Source organism: Caulobacter sp. P1_B12_2, from assembly GCF_056406675.1.
Genome location: NZ_JBFTZS010000054.1, coordinates 1 through 14872 on the forward strand (window position 1 = coordinate 1; position 14872 = coordinate 14872).

Below are 14872 nucleotides of genomic sequence, written 5' to 3' on the forward strand. Positions count from 1 at the left end.
GGTCACCGCCTCATTGTAGCCGGCCGCCGCCCGGGCGCGGCGGGCGCCGCGGGCCCGGGCCTGGCGCGCGGTCAGCACGCCGCCGACCGCGCGCGCCGTTTCCGGCAGCGGGGTGGAGGGCAGGGCGGCGTAGCCGGCGATCCGGGCCACTTCCTCGACCAGGTCGGCCTTGCCCTGCACGTCGCGGCGGAAGGTCGGCGGAGTGACGCAGACCAGGCTCTCGGCGTTCATGGCGAAGGCGGTGGTCGACACGTCGCTCGGCGCGGCGACGGTGAAGCCCAGGTCCGTCAGGATCTTCAGCGTGCGCGCGGGCTCGATGGCCAGGCCCGACAGGGCCTCGACATAGGCCGGGTCGAACAGGATCGGGCCGGGCGCGGCCGGAGCCTCGCCGGTCACCACGACCTCCGAGGCCTCGCCGCCGCAGAGTTCGAGGATCAGCTTGGTGGCCAGTTCCAGGCCGGGCACGACCGAGCCGGTGTCGACCGTGCGGGCGAACCGGTACTGGGCGTCGCTGTTGATGCCGGTCGTGCGGCCGGTCTGGGCCGTACGGATCGGGTCGAACCAGGCGCTTTCCAGGAAGACGTCGGTGGTGTCGTCCGAGCAGCCCGTGCTTTCGCCGCCCATCACGCCGCCGATGCCGATCGGCCGCTCGCCGGCGGCGTCGGAGATCACCGACATTTCCGGGGTCAGGTCGTAGGTCTTGCCGTCCAGCGCGATCAGGTGCTCGTCGCCGTTGACGCCGTGGTGGCCCAGGCGCGCCTCGATCACGGTCCCCACCAGCTTGGCCGCGTCATAGACGTGCAGCGGGCGGGCGCGGTCGTAGGTGATCAGGTTGGTGATGTCGACCAGGGTGTTGATCGGGCGCAGGCCGATGGCCTTCAGCCGGTCGGCCAGCCACTTGGGCGAGGGACCGTTCTTGACGCCCTTGATCAGGCGGCCGCTGAACGTCGGGCAGGCGTCGCCGTCGACCTTGATCGTGATCGGGCAGGGGAAGGTCCCCGGCACGGGGGTGATCGACAGGTCCTTCAGCGTCCCGACGCCGGCCGCGGCCAGGTCGCGGGCGATGCCGGCCACGCCCAGCCAGTCGGGGCGGTTGGGGGTGACCTCGAAGTCGATCACGGCTTCCAGGCCCAGGGCCTGGGAGGCCGGGGTCCCGACGGCCAGGTCGTCGGACAGCTCCAGGATGCCCTCGGAGCCGTCGTCGGCCTCCAGCTCGGAGCCCGAGCACAGCATGCCGTTGGAAACGACGCCGCGCACCGGCTTCTCGACCAGGGTGACGCCCAGGCCGGGCACATAGGCGCCGATCGGGGCGTAGACGGTGGTCAGGCCCGGACGGGCGTTGGGCGCGCCGCAGACGATCTCCTTGCGGCCGTCGACGGTGTCGACCTGGCAGACGCGGAGACGGTCGGCGTTGGGGTGCTGCACGGCCTCGACGATCTTGGCGACCGTGAAGGACGCAAGCTTTGTCGCTGGGTCCGTGACGTGTTCGACCTCGAGGCCGGCCATGGTCATGGCGGCGACGACGGTGGTGGCGGACGCCTCGGTCTCGAGGTGGTCCTTGAGCCAGGAGAGGGTGAATTTCATTAGCGGGTTTCCAGCGTCAGCAACTGGTCGAGGAATTGGTCGGGTCCGGTGAAGCCCAGGCCGAAGAACTCGCAGTTGATGAACTCGCAGTCCGAGACGGGGATCGCGCCGACCACGCTGGTCGGCCCGGCCGGGCGCAGCACGAGGTTGCGCATGTCGCCGCCGTTGTGACCGAAATTGGTGTTGTCGAAATTGACGTTGTTGAGCACCAGCATCACGGCCGGGCCCTCGATGAAGCAGTTGCGGAACGTCCTGCCGTTGATCGTACGCTGGCCGGCCTTGAGGACGGCGCGCGCCAGGTCGAACAGCGAGATGTCGACGTTCTCGAACACCTTGGCCATGGGGTCGGTCGGGATGCGGCCGTCGCGGCCGCCGGGTTGGAAGCTCATCAGCTCAGTCCTGAAGCGGCGTTCGGCGCGGCGAAGGCGCTGAAGCCGTAGTGATCCAGCCAGCGGCCGTCCGAGCTGAACATGTCGCGCAGGTCGGGCATGCCGTATTTCAGCATTCCCAGCCGGTCGACACCCATGCCGAAGGCGAAGCCCTGGTACTCGTCCGGATCGATGCCGCAGGCGCGCAGGACGTTGGGGTGAACCATCCCGCAGCCGAGGATTTCCAGCCAGCTCGTGCCCTGGCCGATCCGGATCTCGCCGCCCGAGCGGTCGCACTGCACGTCCATCTCGGCCGACGGCTCGGTGAACGGGAAGTGGTGCGGCCGGAACTGGGTGGTCACCGCGTCGGTCTCGAAGAACCGGGCGATGAAGGTCTCCAGGGTCCACTTCAGGTGGCCCATGTGGATGCCCTTGTCGATCACCAGGCCCTCGACCTGATGGAACATCGGCGTGTGGGTGGCGTCGCTGTCGCAGCGATAGGTGCGGCCGGGCGCGATGATGCGGATCGGCGGCTTCTGGCTGACCATGGTCCGCACCTGCACGGGGCTGGTGTGGGTGCGCAGCAGCATACGCTCGCCCGACTCCTTCGGATTGAAGAAGAAGGTGTCGTGCATCTCGCGGGCCGGGTGCTTCTCGGGGAAGTTCAGGGCCGTGAAGTTGTGGAAGTCGTCCTCGATGTCGGGCCCCTCGGCCACGGCGAAGCCCATCTCGGCGAAGATGGCGATCATCTCGTCCATCGTCTGCATGGTGGGATGGACGCTGCCGCGGCGGCGATGCGGCGCGGGCAGGGTCAGGTCCAGGGTCTCGCTGGCCAGGCGCGCGTCGAGGGCGGCGCTTTCCAGCGCGGCCTTCTTGTCGTTCAGCGCCGTCTGCGCGCGGTCGCGCAGGACGTTGATCGCCGCGCCGCGCTCCTTGCGCTCGTCGGGGCTCATGGCGCCCAGGGTCTTGAGCAGGCCCGAGATGGAGCCGGTCTTGCCCAGGGCGGAAACGCGCACGGCGTCGAGGGCGGCGAGATCGCCGGCGGCGGCGACTTGCGCCAGCACATCGGCTTCGAGGGAGATGAGATCGGTCATGACGGGGTTCCGTCTAGAGGATTTGGAGCGGAGGTTGAACCGATAGTTGGGCTTTGCGTCGCATCCGCTTCCTCCCACGTCCGCCATCCTCGGACTTGTTCCGAGGACCCCTGCTTCAACCGCGAAGAAGGCGGATCCGTGGGGCGGTGAGATTGCAGCTCCCTCCCGACCGACAACTCGGCTGAACGAGGGGTCCTCGGAACAAGTCCGAGGATGACGGTGGTAAGCAAACAGCAAAAAGCCCTCCGGTTCGCACCGGAGGGCTTTTCAGATCGCGATCGGGACGAACCCGATAAAGACCTTAAGCGGCCAGGGCGGCGCGGACCTTGTCAGCGATGGCCTTGAACGCAGCCGGGTCTTGACCCGCGATATCCGAGAGGACCTTACGGTCGATCACGATACCCGCCACGTCCAGGCCGTGGATAAACTGCGAGTAGGTGAAACCCTCGACGCGAGCGCCGGCGTTGATGCGTTGGATCCACAGCGAACGGAAGGCGCGCTTGCGCACCTTGCGGTCGCGGTACGCGTATTGACCGGCCTTGTCGACGGCGGCCTTGGCGGTGCGGATGGTGTTCTTGCGGCGGCCGTAGAAGCCTTTCGCCTGCTCAAGAACCTTCTTGTGCTTGGCGTGGGCGGTGACGCCCCGTTTGACGCGAGCCATGTGTCAGCGCTCCTTAAAGGCCGTAGGGCATGTACGAACGAATGGTCTTGGTGTCCGAAGCACTCATGACCTTCGTTCCGCGGTTTTGGCGGATGTACTTGCCGTTGTGGCCGATCAGACGGTGACGCTTGCCGGCGACGCCGGCTTTCAGCAGGCCCGTGGCCGTGATCTTGAAGCGCTTCTTCGCGCCCGACTTGGTCTTCAACTTAGGCATTTCGCGTCGGAGCGTTTAACGGCCCCGTCCTCTAGAGAGCATGACGAACCGCCATGGCATGCCATTAGCCAGGCGGTTCCGGAAAGGCGGGGTTAGTACGGGAAAGGGGCGCAGATGGCAAGCGCCGTCTCCGCCCCTCCCGTGACTTCCGCCGGAGCTTAGTTCGGCGGGTTGTTCTTTTCGAGGAAGGTCACCGTGGCCGACAGCATCTGCTGGCGGGTGGCTTCACGGGAAAGCCAGTGGTCTTCCTCGCGCAGCGTGACGAATTCCACCGGCTTCTTGGCCCGCTCCAAGGCGTTGCGCATGTCGGTGCTCTGGCTGTACTGCACGACGGTGTCGTCCTTGCCATGGATCAGCAGCACCGGGCCGTCGGCGTCGTCCGCATGACGGGCCGGAGAGCGTGCGTCCAGCTTGGGATCGGAGATCGAGGTGACGCCGAACAGGCGCTTGTGATAGCGCACAGTCGGGCTTTCCTCGCGATAACGCAGGGTCTCGAACTTGATCATCTCGCCCACGTCGCCAATGCCCGCCACCGAGACCGCGCAGCGATAGACGCCTTTGTCCAAGGTGATGCCGGCCAGGGCCGCGTAGCCGCCATAGCTGGCGCCGGTTATGCAGACCCTCTTGGGATCAATGACGCCTTGCTTGGCCAGGAAGCGGACGCCGTCCGACAGGTCGGTCTGCATCTTGCCTCCCCATTCGCCATCGGCGGCGCGAATAAAGCTCTCGCCATAGCCGGTCGAGCCGCGGAAGTTGGGCTGCAGCACGGCATAGCCGCGCGACGCCAGGGCCTGGGCCCACCAGTCGAATCCGGCCTCGTCCCGCGACTCCGGCCCGCCGTGCGGCAGCACGATCAGCGGCAGGTTCTTGGCGGTCTTGCCTTGCGGCAGGGTGAGATAGCCATGGATCGCCAGGCCGTCTCCGGCGGCATAGGTGATCGCCCGCACCTCGGCAACGTCGGCGCTGGTCAGGCCGGGATAGGCTGAGCCGACCTTGCTGAGCTTTCTTGCCGCCAGGTCGAGCAGGTAATAGCCACCGGGCTCCCCCGTGCCTTCAACATAGACTACGATTTTTGAATAGTCCGACGTGTGCGACTGCAATCGGAGCTGCCGACCGGGAAAGACTCCCACAATCATCGACCATGCGGCCGCGAGTCGGGGCTCTTCGAACTGGTATTGCCTGTAGCCAACCTCGGTAACCGTGCCGATGACATGGTTGGCGTCGTCCAGCACAACATCGAATGAGCTGTCGGGCCCGTAGAAGTCGCCCAGCTTGCCATCGGCGATCGAGACGTTGGCCAACTCATAGGCGCCGGTCTTCTCGTTGCGAATGGACATCACAATCGACTTTTCGTCGAGCGACAGGCCTTCCATGCTCGGTCGGTCGAGCGCGGCGGTGACGACATAGCCATCCACCCACTTGCCGTCCTTTCGCAGTTCCATCGACCAGCGCGCGGTCTCGCGGTCGTAGCGCGTTCGGGCGATCACCGTGCCATCGGTCTTGAACATATAGTCGCCGGTCTTGAAGTCGCCCATCTGCACCATGGCCGCGATGCCGGTGTCGGGATCGACGCGATAGAGGTCGAAACGCCCCTCCTGCCGGGATCCGTAATCCTCGCCCGCGTAGAATTGGGTGAAGATCGTTGGCTTGCCATCCACCATCCCGCCGATCGGGTTGGCGCTGAGAACATTGTTGATGGTCTCGTAGGATCGCTTTGGAATCTGGACCTGGGCGCCGGTCTTGATGTTGATACTGGTCGCCTGGAACTGCTCGCCAGCATAGGTGATTTCATAGATCGTGCCAGTGCGGGACACCTCGGCCAGCACGTGGCCTGGGTCGGGCCAGCTGACGCCGCGCATCTTGACCTTGCCGAAATCGACGCTCTGGATCTCGCCGCCGTTCAGCGGTTGGATGATCACCCGGCTGGTTCCGCCGTCATGGGCGATGTAGGCCAGATTGGCGCCGTCGCTCGAGATCTCTACGTCGGTGATCGCCGGCAGGCGACCGTAAGCGTCGAGCGACCCCGCCAGGGTGGCGCTCGACGAAACCAGCGCGGCCATGGCGGCGCCGGCGAACAACTTGAACATGTATTTCCCCAACTCAATGTAGAATATTTAGCGGGGCATGCTGAAGCTGTCGAGGGTCAAGCGGCGGCTTTGGCGCGGCGCTCGAGCGTCAGGGCGAAGGCGATGGCCGGGATCATCAACACCGCGCCCAGCCAGTAGGGACCGCCGATCGCCAGACCGAACAGCGGACCGGCCAGCATCGGTCCGGTCATCCGGGCCAGCGAGCCGGCGGCCATGTTCAGGCCCAGCATGGCGCCTTGCTTGTCGGGCGGGGTGGCGCGCGAGATCAGGGCCGCGATGCACGGGAAGACCAGCGACTGGCCGAAGGCGGTGCAGCCCACGGCCAGGGGCACGAAGGCGCTGGTCGGCACGAACGGCGTCAGGGCCAGGCTGAGCGCGATGATCGCCAGACCCGCCGTCAGCACCTTGGCCTCGCCGAACCGGCGGGCTAGCCGGCCGGTGATCAGGCCCTGGCCGACCGAGGCGATCACCCCGATCACCGCGAAGCACAGACCCACCTGACGCGGGCCCCAGTCGAAGCGCGCCTGGGTCCACAGGCCGAACACCGCCTCCATGCCCGCGAAGGCGGCGGTCGAGATCAGGGTGACCAGCAACACGCGCGACAGCACCGGATGGGCGGCGGCGGCGGCCAGGTGGTCGCGGCGGCGGATCACCGGCGCGTCCTTGTGGCTGGGCGCGCGGCTTTCGACCACGAACAGGAAGACGCCCAGGGCGGCGACGGCGGCCAGGGCGGCGGCGGTCAGCAGCGGGATCTGGAAGGCCAGGCGTCCGGTGTCGGAATGGCCGAAGAACTTGGCCACGCCGGGCAGCAGTCCGCCCAGGGTGGGGCCGACCACGAAGCCCATGCCGAACGCCGCGCCCAGCAGGCCCATGCGGCCGGCCCGCTTTTCCGGCGGGGTGACGTCGGCCATGTAGCCCTGGATGGTCGAGATGTTGCCGGTGGCGCAGCCGCTGACCAGGCGGATCGCGAAGGCCCAGGCGATGGTCGGCGCGAAGGCCAGGGCGACGTAGCAGAGGGTGTTGGCCAGAATCGTGACGATCAGAACCGGCCGCCGGCCGATCCTGTCGGACAGCCGTCCCCAGAACGGCTCGGCCAGGAACTGGCCCAGCGAATAGGCCGAGAACAGCGCCGTCACCTGCCAGGGGCTGGCGTTCAGCGACTTGGCGTAAAAGGGCAGCAGCGGGATCACCAGGCCGAAGCCGACCAGGTTGATGAACACCACCAGCAGCAGCACGTAGAGCGCGCGCGGCGTGGCGTCCGGCGTCTTCACGGCGGTGGGGGCGGGCGGTGCGTCGAGCGTGGTCATCAGGCCGCGCGGTTTACGCCCGATCCCGCGCCGTGGCGACCGCTATCTGAAATTTCAGAAGGCGGCTGCTAGGCGCGGGCGTTGCGACCCGTCAGTTCGGCGGGTTGTTCTTCTCGAGGAAGTCGGTCACCGAGGTCAGCATCTGAAGGCGGGTGGCGCCGCGTGACAGCCAGTGATCCTCGCTGGGCAGGGTGACCAGCTCGACCGGCTTGCCGGCCTTCTTCATGGCGTCGGCCATCAGCGTGCTCTGGACGTAGGGCACGACGGTGTCGTCCTTGCCGTGGATCAATAGGACCGGGATCTCGATCTTGGCCGCCTGCTGCACGGGCGAGATGACGGCCAAGTCGGGGTCCTTGACCCCCTCGGCGCCCATGAACCGCAGCCAGTAGCGCATGGTCGAGTTGTTGCTCGACGAATAGAGCTTGTTGCTGTCGGTCAGCATTCGCTTCAGGTCGGCGGGGCCGGCCACCGAGGCGGCGCATCGATAGACGCCCTTGTCCAGGGTCGCGCCCGCCAGGGCCGCGTAGCCGCCATAGCTGGCGCCGACGATGCAGACCCGTTTGGGGTCGATCGTCCCCTGCTTGGCCAGGTGGCGCACGCCGTCCGACAGGTCGGTCTGCATGGCCTTGCCCCACTGGCCGAACCCGGCCTTGACGAAGTTCCAGCCAAAGCCTTCCGAGCCCCGGAAATTGGGTTGCAGCACCGCATAGCCGCGCGAGGCCAGGGCCTGGCTCCACCAGTCGAAGCCCAGGGTGTCGCGCCCTTCCGGCCCGCCGTGCGGCAGCACCACCAGCGGCAGGTTCTTGGGATCCTTGCCCTGCGGCAGGGTCAGGTAGCCGGTGATCTCCAGGCCGTCGGCGGCCTTGTACTTGATGGGCTCGACCTTGTTGACGCCCTCCTGGGTCAGGCCGCGGTAGACGTCGGTCAGGAAGCGGGCGCTCTTGGCGTTCAGGTCCACCAAGGCGTAGGCCGGACCCAGGGTCGGGGAATCGACCCAGACCACCAGTTGGCGCTTGTCGTCCGACCACGAGGCCAGCGACACCTGCTCGCCGGGGAACGCCTTGATCACCGCGTTCCAGCTGGTCTGCAGCTTGGCGTCGAAGAAGATGTAGCGGCGCTCGTCGCCGATCAGGCTGAACGCGCCCACCAGGCTGGAGCCGTCGGGCGCGTGGATCAGGCTGTCGAACCTGGCGCTGTCGGGGATCACCACATGGCCGCCGTCCAGCGCGTATTCGTTCAGGACGGTCTTGTCCTCGTCGTTCTCGTCTTCCATCCAGACGAGCACCGAGCGGCCGTCGCGACCGAGACCGGCCAGGCCGCGTGACCCCATCTTGGAAACGGCGCGGTCGGCCGTGATCCAGCCGCGGTCGCCTCGGATCCTCAGCGACCAGTCGCCCTTCTTCTGGTCGTACCGCGACTGCGCCAGGGGCAGGCCGTCGGTCGACACCAGCCAGTCGTCCGTGTCGTCGTCGCCGCCGCCGTCCAGCATGCGGGTCGCGCCGTTCTTCAGATTGATCTTGTAGAGTGTGTTCTGGCCGACGCCGTCGTTGAAGTGCACGGCCTCGACGAAGGCGTAGGGCACGCCGTCGATGAAGCGCACGTCGGGAGACTCCAGGACGACGTTCATCGCCTCCTTCTCATTCTCCATCAGCAGGCGCTGCTTCTTGGTGACCAGGTTGTAGTCGAAGGCCATCAGATATTCGCGCTTGGGCCCGCTCAGGCCGTAGGGCTGGGCCGTGCTGGAGGTAGTGACCAGGATGTGGTCCATGCCGGCCCATTGCACGCCGCGCAGCTTGGTCGTGGCGAAGTTCATGGCCGAGATCAGCTTGCCGCCCTCGGTCGCCTCGCGGATCAGCAGCATCCGGTTCTCACCGTCGGTAACGGAGATCGCCAGCTTCGTGCCGTCTGGCGAGATCTCGACCTGTTCCACATTGGGCAGATGGCCGTAGACCGAAAGCGGCGGAGCCCCCGCCGCCGGCGCGGCGTCGGCGCCAAGGGCCGTGGTCATGACAAAACCGGCCGTGACGACGGCCAAGACACTCTTCAACACGCGAAATCCCCCCGAACTCCGCTCAAATTAGCAAAGCCAGCCGTACTGTCGAGCTTGTTTACATCGTCCAGTTGAGGCGGCCCCGTCCGGGGAGCGCGCAAAGAAAAACGCCCCGGCCTTGCGAGGCCGGGGCGTCTCTCAGGATTTGGCGTGAGCCGATCTTAGCGCGGAGCCAGGATCATGATCATCTGGCGGCCTTCCATGCGCGGCTCGTACTCGACCTTGGCGATCTCGTCGAAGTCGGCCTTGACCTTCAGCAGCAGCTTCATGCCCAGTTCCGGGTGCGCCATTTCACGGCCGCGGAAGCGCAGGGTCACCTTGACCTTGTCGCCTTCCTCGAAGAACCGGGTCATCGACTTGGCCTTCACGTCGTAGTCGTGAATGTCGATGTTGGGGCGCAGCTTGATTTCCTTGAGCTCGACGATCTTCTGCCGCTTGCGGGCCTCGTTCTTCTTCTTCTGCTCCTGGAACTTGAACTTGCCATAGTCCAGGATCTTGCAGACCGGAGGGTTCGCGTTCGGAACGATCTCGACCAGGTCCAGGCCAGCTTCCTCGGCCGCTTCCAGCGCGGCGGAAATCGGCATCTCGCCTTGCTTCTCGCCGTTTTGGTCGATCAGCAGGACGCGAGGGACGCGGATGTCATCGTTGATACGCGGACCATCCTTGACGGGCGGCGTTTGCATAGGACGGCGAATAGGGCGGCTCCGGTGTTGTTTAAGGGCTTTTGCCGCCGGACCTGTTGATCCTTAGGCACACTGTTTAAAGCGTCGTATCTTTGAATGAGTTCGCGCGGAGTCCAGGGGACGCCGCGTTCGCAAGTGATATATGACGAAGGAGTCCCGCGCTATCAAGGCGCATGGCGCCTGAGGCCCGTCTTTTAAGGGGCCGAGCAGGCCAAACAGGGGTGCGGGGAGCGAAACGTCAGGGTCGGGTCGGCCTCCATTTCCATTCGCGACCCGTTCAAGCCTCCATGACCACCCAGACTTCCGCCGCCCGCCACACCCCGATCGAGGACGTTCACGCCCTGCTGATCGGCTCCAGCTTCATCGCCGTGGGCCTGACCCTGCTGAAGGCGGCGGGCCTGTCGACCGGCGGGGTCGCGGGCGTGGCGCTGATCGTCTCGTACCTGATCCATTGGCCGGTCGGGGTGCTGTTCTTCCTGCTGAACATACCGTTCTACGTGCTGGCCCAGCGCACCCTGGGCTGGACGTTCACCGGCAAGACCCTGGTCACCAACCTGATGCTGGCGGGGCTGGCCCTGGGCATGCCGTTCTGGCTGAAGATCACCACGGTCGATCCGGTCTTCGCCGCGATCTTCGGCGGCACGATCATCGGCATGGGGATCCTGGCCCTGGCGCGGCACAAGTCCAGCGTCGGCGGCATCGGGGTTCTGGCGCTGTGGCTCTATGAAAAGCGCGGGATCAGCGCCGGCAAGGTGCAGATGGCGTCCGACTGCGTGATCGTGGCGGCGGCCTTCGCGGTGATCAGCTGGGACAAGCTGCTGCTGTCGATCGTCTCGGCCGTGGCGCTGAGCGTGGTGATCATCGCCAACCACAAGCCGGGACGGTACGAGGGGTACTGACATACCGTTTCGAATAACGCCGATATTCCACTGTGAAGTTTGGTTAATTTATTGTAAAGCTAAGCGGAGCCGCACGCCGCTACTGGCGCTGTCTTGGCCCGATAAGCGTCGCATGTCGGAAACCTGCGACGCTTGATCCTCATGGGGGTGAGAAGTGCGAAAAAGTCATTTGATCATTGCGGCCGCGTGCGCGGTTTTGGGCGCGACGGCGGTCTATGCGGCGGATCCGCTGGGCATGATGTCCAAGGGCAGCGTCTGGAGCGCGACCAACGCGCTGAAGAGGCTGGTGGCTGCGGACAATTCTCCGATGAACCGGTTCAACCTGGCGACCGGCTACCAGCGTACTGGGCGTATTGAGCAGGCTCGAAGCCTCTACCGCGAACTGCTGGTCGACGGGCAGGCCACCACCGCGACCTCGACGCCTGCACAGCACGCCCCCTCGCGGGTCTTCAACGTGGCCGACGAGGCCGCCTCGCGGCTTCTCTATCTCGATTGGATGAGCTCAGAAACGACGCGGAAGGTCATGGCGCGCAACTCGGGGGCGGTTTCGGCCGATGTCGTCGGCATCGACGCCTCGGCCACGGTGGGTGGCCCGACCTACGGTGACGTGTCCGATGAGGCGGCGAAGAAACTCGATCGGCAAGCGCGTCGACGCGCGTCTTACTAGCCCGCCAACGTGCCTAACGATTATTTACAAATCATAGTGAACTAAAACCTTCACCGCACGCTCCTGTTTTCGGAACAAGTCTTCACACGTCGGAAGCCTGTGAAAATTTGAAAATTTGGAGGACGGAAAGTGCGGAAAATCCACGCTATGCTTTTGGCTGCCTGTGGGGCACTGGCCTCGACGGCGGTCCACGCTCAAAATAGTGCAAATGCACTAACGTCTGGCGAAATCGCTGCTCAGTCTCAACCTGTAGCCGAACCCGACGCCTTGAAGCTGATGGCTCAGGGCGATGACTGGGCCGGGACCAACGCCTTCAAGAAGATTGTGGCCAAGAAGGGCGGTCCGGTGGATCGGTTCAATCTGGCGACCGGCTATCAGCGGACGGGACGGCTGGTTCAGGCCAAGGCGATCTACACCGAGCTGCTGGTCGATGGTCGCACCACGATGATCTCGGCGATCCCCATCGGCGGTCTGGGCGGTCGCACGTTCAACGCCGCGGACGAGGCCGCTTCCCGTCTGCTCTATATCCAATGGCTGCAGTCGGGCGGCGTGCGAGCCAAGTCGGTTTCGGGCGTCACCTCGGCGGACCAGCTGGGCGTCCCCGCCGCCACGATCGAAGGCGGTCCGCGCGGCGAGGTCACGGACGCGCAGGCCGTTGCGCTTGATCGTCAGGACCAGAGCCAGGGCGTGGCCCCGTAGAAAGGCCTAGCGCGGCAGCAGAGAGATCGCCGCGCTGGCCACGGTGCTGACCGGCAGGGCCTTCAGGTCCGGCGAGCGGATCACCGCCACGTGGCCGCGCGGGCCGCACAGCTCGGGGTCCGAGGCGTCCGAGAACAGGGCGATGGTCGGCGCGCCGGCGGCGGCCAGCAAGTGGGTCGGGCCGGTGTCGTTGCCGACCGTCAGGGCCGCCTTGGCCCCCAGCACGGCCAATTGGGCGAAGTCGGTGCGGCCGGTCAGATCGCGGGCCTGGCCCACGGCCTTCTGGATCTGGCGGGCCATGGCGCTTTCCTGTGGGCCGCCGATGATCACGATGTCGAGCCCACGCGCTTTTAGAAGCGCGGCAAGTTGAGCGTAGCTCTCGACCGGCCAGCGCTTTTCGGGCCGGTGGGCCGAGCCACCCGGCACCAGCAGCACATAGGGCTTGGCCGCGGTCGCGCCGGCCACCGGGCGCGGCTCCTTGGTGCGGCGCAGGATCCACGACAGGTCGGGGGCGGGTGCGCCGCCCGGTTCGGTCGGAGCGTCGGGCCAGATGCCAGCCTGCTTCAGCTGGTCGGCCTGCCGCTCCAGCGTGTGCATGTGATAGCGGGCCTTGCCGCGCTGGGGCAGGGAGCAGCCCGAAGCGATGCCCGACCATTGCGGCGCGAACGGCCGCAGGGCCTGGAAGTACCAGTTGGTGCGGCTGTTGGTCTGCAGGTCGTAGACCCGGTCGTAACGGGCCTTGCGCAGTCGGCCGAGCAGGGCGGTCAGGTCGCCGAAGTCGCTGGGACGGCCGTCGGTCTCCACCGTGTTGAAGTACGGCGACAGCTTGGCCAGGGCTTCGAAAGGCGGGGTGGTGAGCAGGGTGATCTTGGCGCGCGGATGGGCTTCGCGGATCTTCTTCATCGCCGCCAGGGCCAGAACGAAATCGCCGAGGGCGCCCAGCTTTATGACCAGGACCTTCTTGATTTCCTTGCTCAACTTTTCGTCTCCAGAACGCGTGCGTAGACCTTGAGCGTTGCTTCGACCATCGCGTCAACAGAATACAATTTTCGGGCGCGCGCCCGCGCCGCCATGCCCATGATCTGCCGTCGGGCCGCCCCCGCCTCGCAGGCGTTCAGCAGGGCTTCGGCCCAGGCCTCGGGGTCGCCCGGCGCCACCAGCCAGCCCGTCTCGCCGTTGACGACGGTCTCGCGCGCCGCGCCGTGGTTGGCGGCCATCACCGGCTTGCCCATCACCTGCGGCTCGACCGCCGTGCGGCCGAAGGCCTCGGGCTCCAGCGAGGGCGCGATGGCCAGGTCGGCGACCAGATAGGCGGCCGGCATGTCGTCGCAATGGCCGACCAGCTTGACGCTGTCCCGCAGCCCCGCCTGGGCGATCATGTGCTCCAGTTCGGTCCGATAGGCCTTGCGGCCCTGGTCGTCGCCGACCAGCAGCAGCAGGATGCGGGTGTCGGAGATCGCCTTCAGCCGCGCCACGGCCTCGATGACCATGGCCTGGCCCTTCCAGCGGGTCAGGCGGCCGGCCAGCAGCACCTTCAGCCGGCGATCCTCGGAACTCACGCCCCAGGCGTCGCGCAGCGCCTTGACCCGTTCCGCCGAGACCAGGCCAGGCTCGAAGCGGGTCAGGTCGACGCCGCGCGGGATGGCCACCACGCGGTCGGCGGGAATGCCGTGCTCGGCGATCACATGGGCGCGGGTGTATTCGGAATTGGCGATCACCAGGTCGCCCTTGGTCATCACGGCGTTGTACCAGCGCTTGAGGCTGGACTTGGCGTTGTAGACGCCGTGATAGGTGGCCACGAACGGGACCTTGGTCGCGTGCGCCGCCCACAGGGCGCTGAAGGCGGGGGCGCGCGAGCGGGCGTGGACCAGGCTCACCTTCTCACGACGGATCAGGTCGATCATCCGCGCGGCGTTGCCCAGCATGATCAGCGGGTTCTTCGACTGGGCCGGCATCTGGGCCAGGCGGCCGCCGTCGGCCTCGAGCCGGGACGCCATGCGGCCGCCCTTTGTGGCGACCAGGGCCTTGCCGCCCTGGGCGATCACGCCGTGGGCCACGTCGATCGTCGTCTGTTCGGCCCCGCCGGTTTCCAGTTCCGGGGTCACCTGCAAAAGAGTGAAATCGTCGGGGAGGATGGACACGCGTTGCTCTAACCAAGTTAGGGGGTCGTAGTTATCGAAATGAACAAGGCCGCGCCATGACCGATTCCCTTCAGCACCTCGTTCGCAACGACAATCTTCGGTTGGCGTACCGCGTCGTGCCCGGAACCCAACCCACGGTCGTGTGGCTCGGTGGATTCCACTCCGACATGGCTGGAACCAAGGCCCAGGTCCTGGCCGATCAGGCGCGGGTCACCGGCGGCGGCTATCTGCGGTTCGACTATTTCGGCCACGGCGAGTCGGACGGCGATTTCGAAGGCGGCACGATCACCCGCTGGCGTGAGGACGCCCTGGCGGTGATCGACGAGCTGACTGAAGGACCGCTGGTGCTGGTCGGCTCGTCGATGGGCGGCTGGCTGGCCTGCCTGGCTGCCGTGGCGCGGCCCGACCGGGTTAAGGC

At 66.3% G+C, this 14872-nt stretch carries 15 protein-coding genes; 4 read left to right on the plus strand and 11 right to left on the minus strand.

The annotated features are described in order from the left end of the window. The 9 genes from pheT to infC form a co-directional block, all read right to left on the minus strand. Positions 1–1584 (minus strand): phenylalanine--tRNA ligase subunit beta (pheT, locus tag AC1DZ6_RS05450; protein ID WP_477096174.1); only part of this gene is annotated, 1584 nt, incomplete at its 3' end. Then, on the minus strand, positions 1584–1973 hold the full coding sequence (locus tag AC1DZ6_RS05455) for a hypothetical protein (protein WP_477096175.1): 390 nt from the start codon (positions 1971–1973) through the stop codon (positions 1584–1586). The genes AC1DZ6_RS05455 and pheT, both read right to left, overlap by 1 nt. Further along, complete coding sequence (gene pheS, locus AC1DZ6_RS05460) at positions 1973–3046, minus strand: phenylalanine--tRNA ligase subunit alpha (RefSeq protein WP_477096176.1); 1074 nt, start codon at positions 3044–3046, stop codon at positions 1973–1975. The genes AC1DZ6_RS05455 and pheS overlap by 1 nt, the downstream gene beginning before the upstream one ends. Before the next feature lie 301 nt (positions 3047–3347). Beyond that, on the minus strand, positions 3348–3707 hold the full coding sequence (rplT, locus tag AC1DZ6_RS05465) for a 50S ribosomal protein L20 (RefSeq protein WP_477096177.1): 360 nt from the start codon (positions 3705–3707) through the stop codon (positions 3348–3350). Positions 3708–3720: 13 nt separating this feature from the next. Then, positions 3721–3921 (minus strand): 50S ribosomal protein L35, encoded by a 201-nt coding sequence (gene rpmI, locus AC1DZ6_RS05470; protein ID WP_012285249.1) that lies wholly within the window; start codon positions 3919–3921, stop codon positions 3721–3723. A 158-nt stretch (positions 3922–4079) separates the two neighbouring features. Next, complete coding sequence (locus AC1DZ6_RS05475) at positions 4080–6008, minus strand: S9 family peptidase (RefSeq protein WP_477096178.1); 1929 nt, start codon at positions 6006–6008, stop codon at positions 4080–4082. Between the two features lie 56 nt (positions 6009–6064). Then, positions 6065–7315 carry an MFS transporter gene (locus tag AC1DZ6_RS05480; protein ID WP_477096179.1) on the minus strand — a complete coding sequence of 417 codons (1251 nt, stop codon included), beginning with the start codon at positions 7313–7315 and terminating at the stop codon, positions 6065–6067. A gap of 91 nt (positions 7316–7406) precedes the next feature. Further along, on the minus strand, positions 7407–9323 hold the full coding sequence (locus AC1DZ6_RS05485) for an alpha/beta hydrolase family protein (protein ID WP_477096180.1): 1917 nt from the start codon (positions 9321–9323) through the stop codon (positions 7407–7409). Positions 9324–9526: 203 nt separating this feature from the next. Next, complete coding sequence (gene infC / locus AC1DZ6_RS05490; protein ID WP_007672122.1) at positions 9527–10048, minus strand: translation initiation factor IF-3; 522 nt, start codon at positions 10046–10048, stop codon at positions 9527–9529. Positions 10049–10335: 287 nt separating this feature from the next. Here infC and AC1DZ6_RS05495 point away from each other — a divergent pair, with 287 nt between their 5' ends. From AC1DZ6_RS05495 to AC1DZ6_RS05505, 3 genes are all read left to right on the plus strand, one after another. Continuing rightward, positions 10336–10947: a YitT family protein gene (locus AC1DZ6_RS05495; RefSeq protein WP_477096181.1), complete on the plus strand. Its 612-nt coding sequence runs from the start codon at positions 10336–10338 to the stop codon at positions 10945–10947. Between the two features lie 169 nt (positions 10948–11116). Further along, a complete protein-coding gene (locus AC1DZ6_RS05500; RefSeq protein ID WP_477096182.1) occupies positions 11117–11614 on the plus strand; it encodes a hypothetical protein in 498 nt (165 codons plus the stop codon). Positions 11615–11890: 276 nt separating this feature from the next. Further along, positions 11891–12313 (plus strand): hypothetical protein, encoded by a 423-nt coding sequence (locus AC1DZ6_RS05505; protein WP_477096183.1) that lies wholly within the window; start codon positions 11891–11893, stop codon positions 12311–12313. A 6-nt stretch (positions 12314–12319) separates the two neighbouring features. Here AC1DZ6_RS05505 and AC1DZ6_RS05510 read toward each other — a convergent pair whose 3' ends face one another. Continuing rightward, the gene (locus AC1DZ6_RS05510; protein WP_477096184.1) at positions 12320–13291 is read right to left on the minus strand and encodes a glycosyltransferase family 9 protein; all 972 of its coding nucleotides are present in this window, start codon (positions 13289–13291) and stop codon (positions 12320–12322) included. Then, the gene (locus AC1DZ6_RS05515) at positions 13288–14454 is read right to left on the minus strand and encodes a glycosyltransferase family 4 protein (protein ID WP_477096185.1); all 1167 of its coding nucleotides are present in this window, start codon (positions 14452–14454) and stop codon (positions 13288–13290) included. The genes AC1DZ6_RS05510 and AC1DZ6_RS05515 overlap by 4 nt, the downstream gene beginning before the upstream one ends. Before the next feature lie 56 nt (positions 14455–14510). Between AC1DZ6_RS05515 and AC1DZ6_RS05520 the strand changes: the two genes are divergently transcribed. Then, a partial coding sequence (locus AC1DZ6_RS05520; protein WP_477096186.1) for an alpha/beta fold hydrolase occupies positions 14511–14872 on the plus strand: 362 nt, incomplete at its 3' end.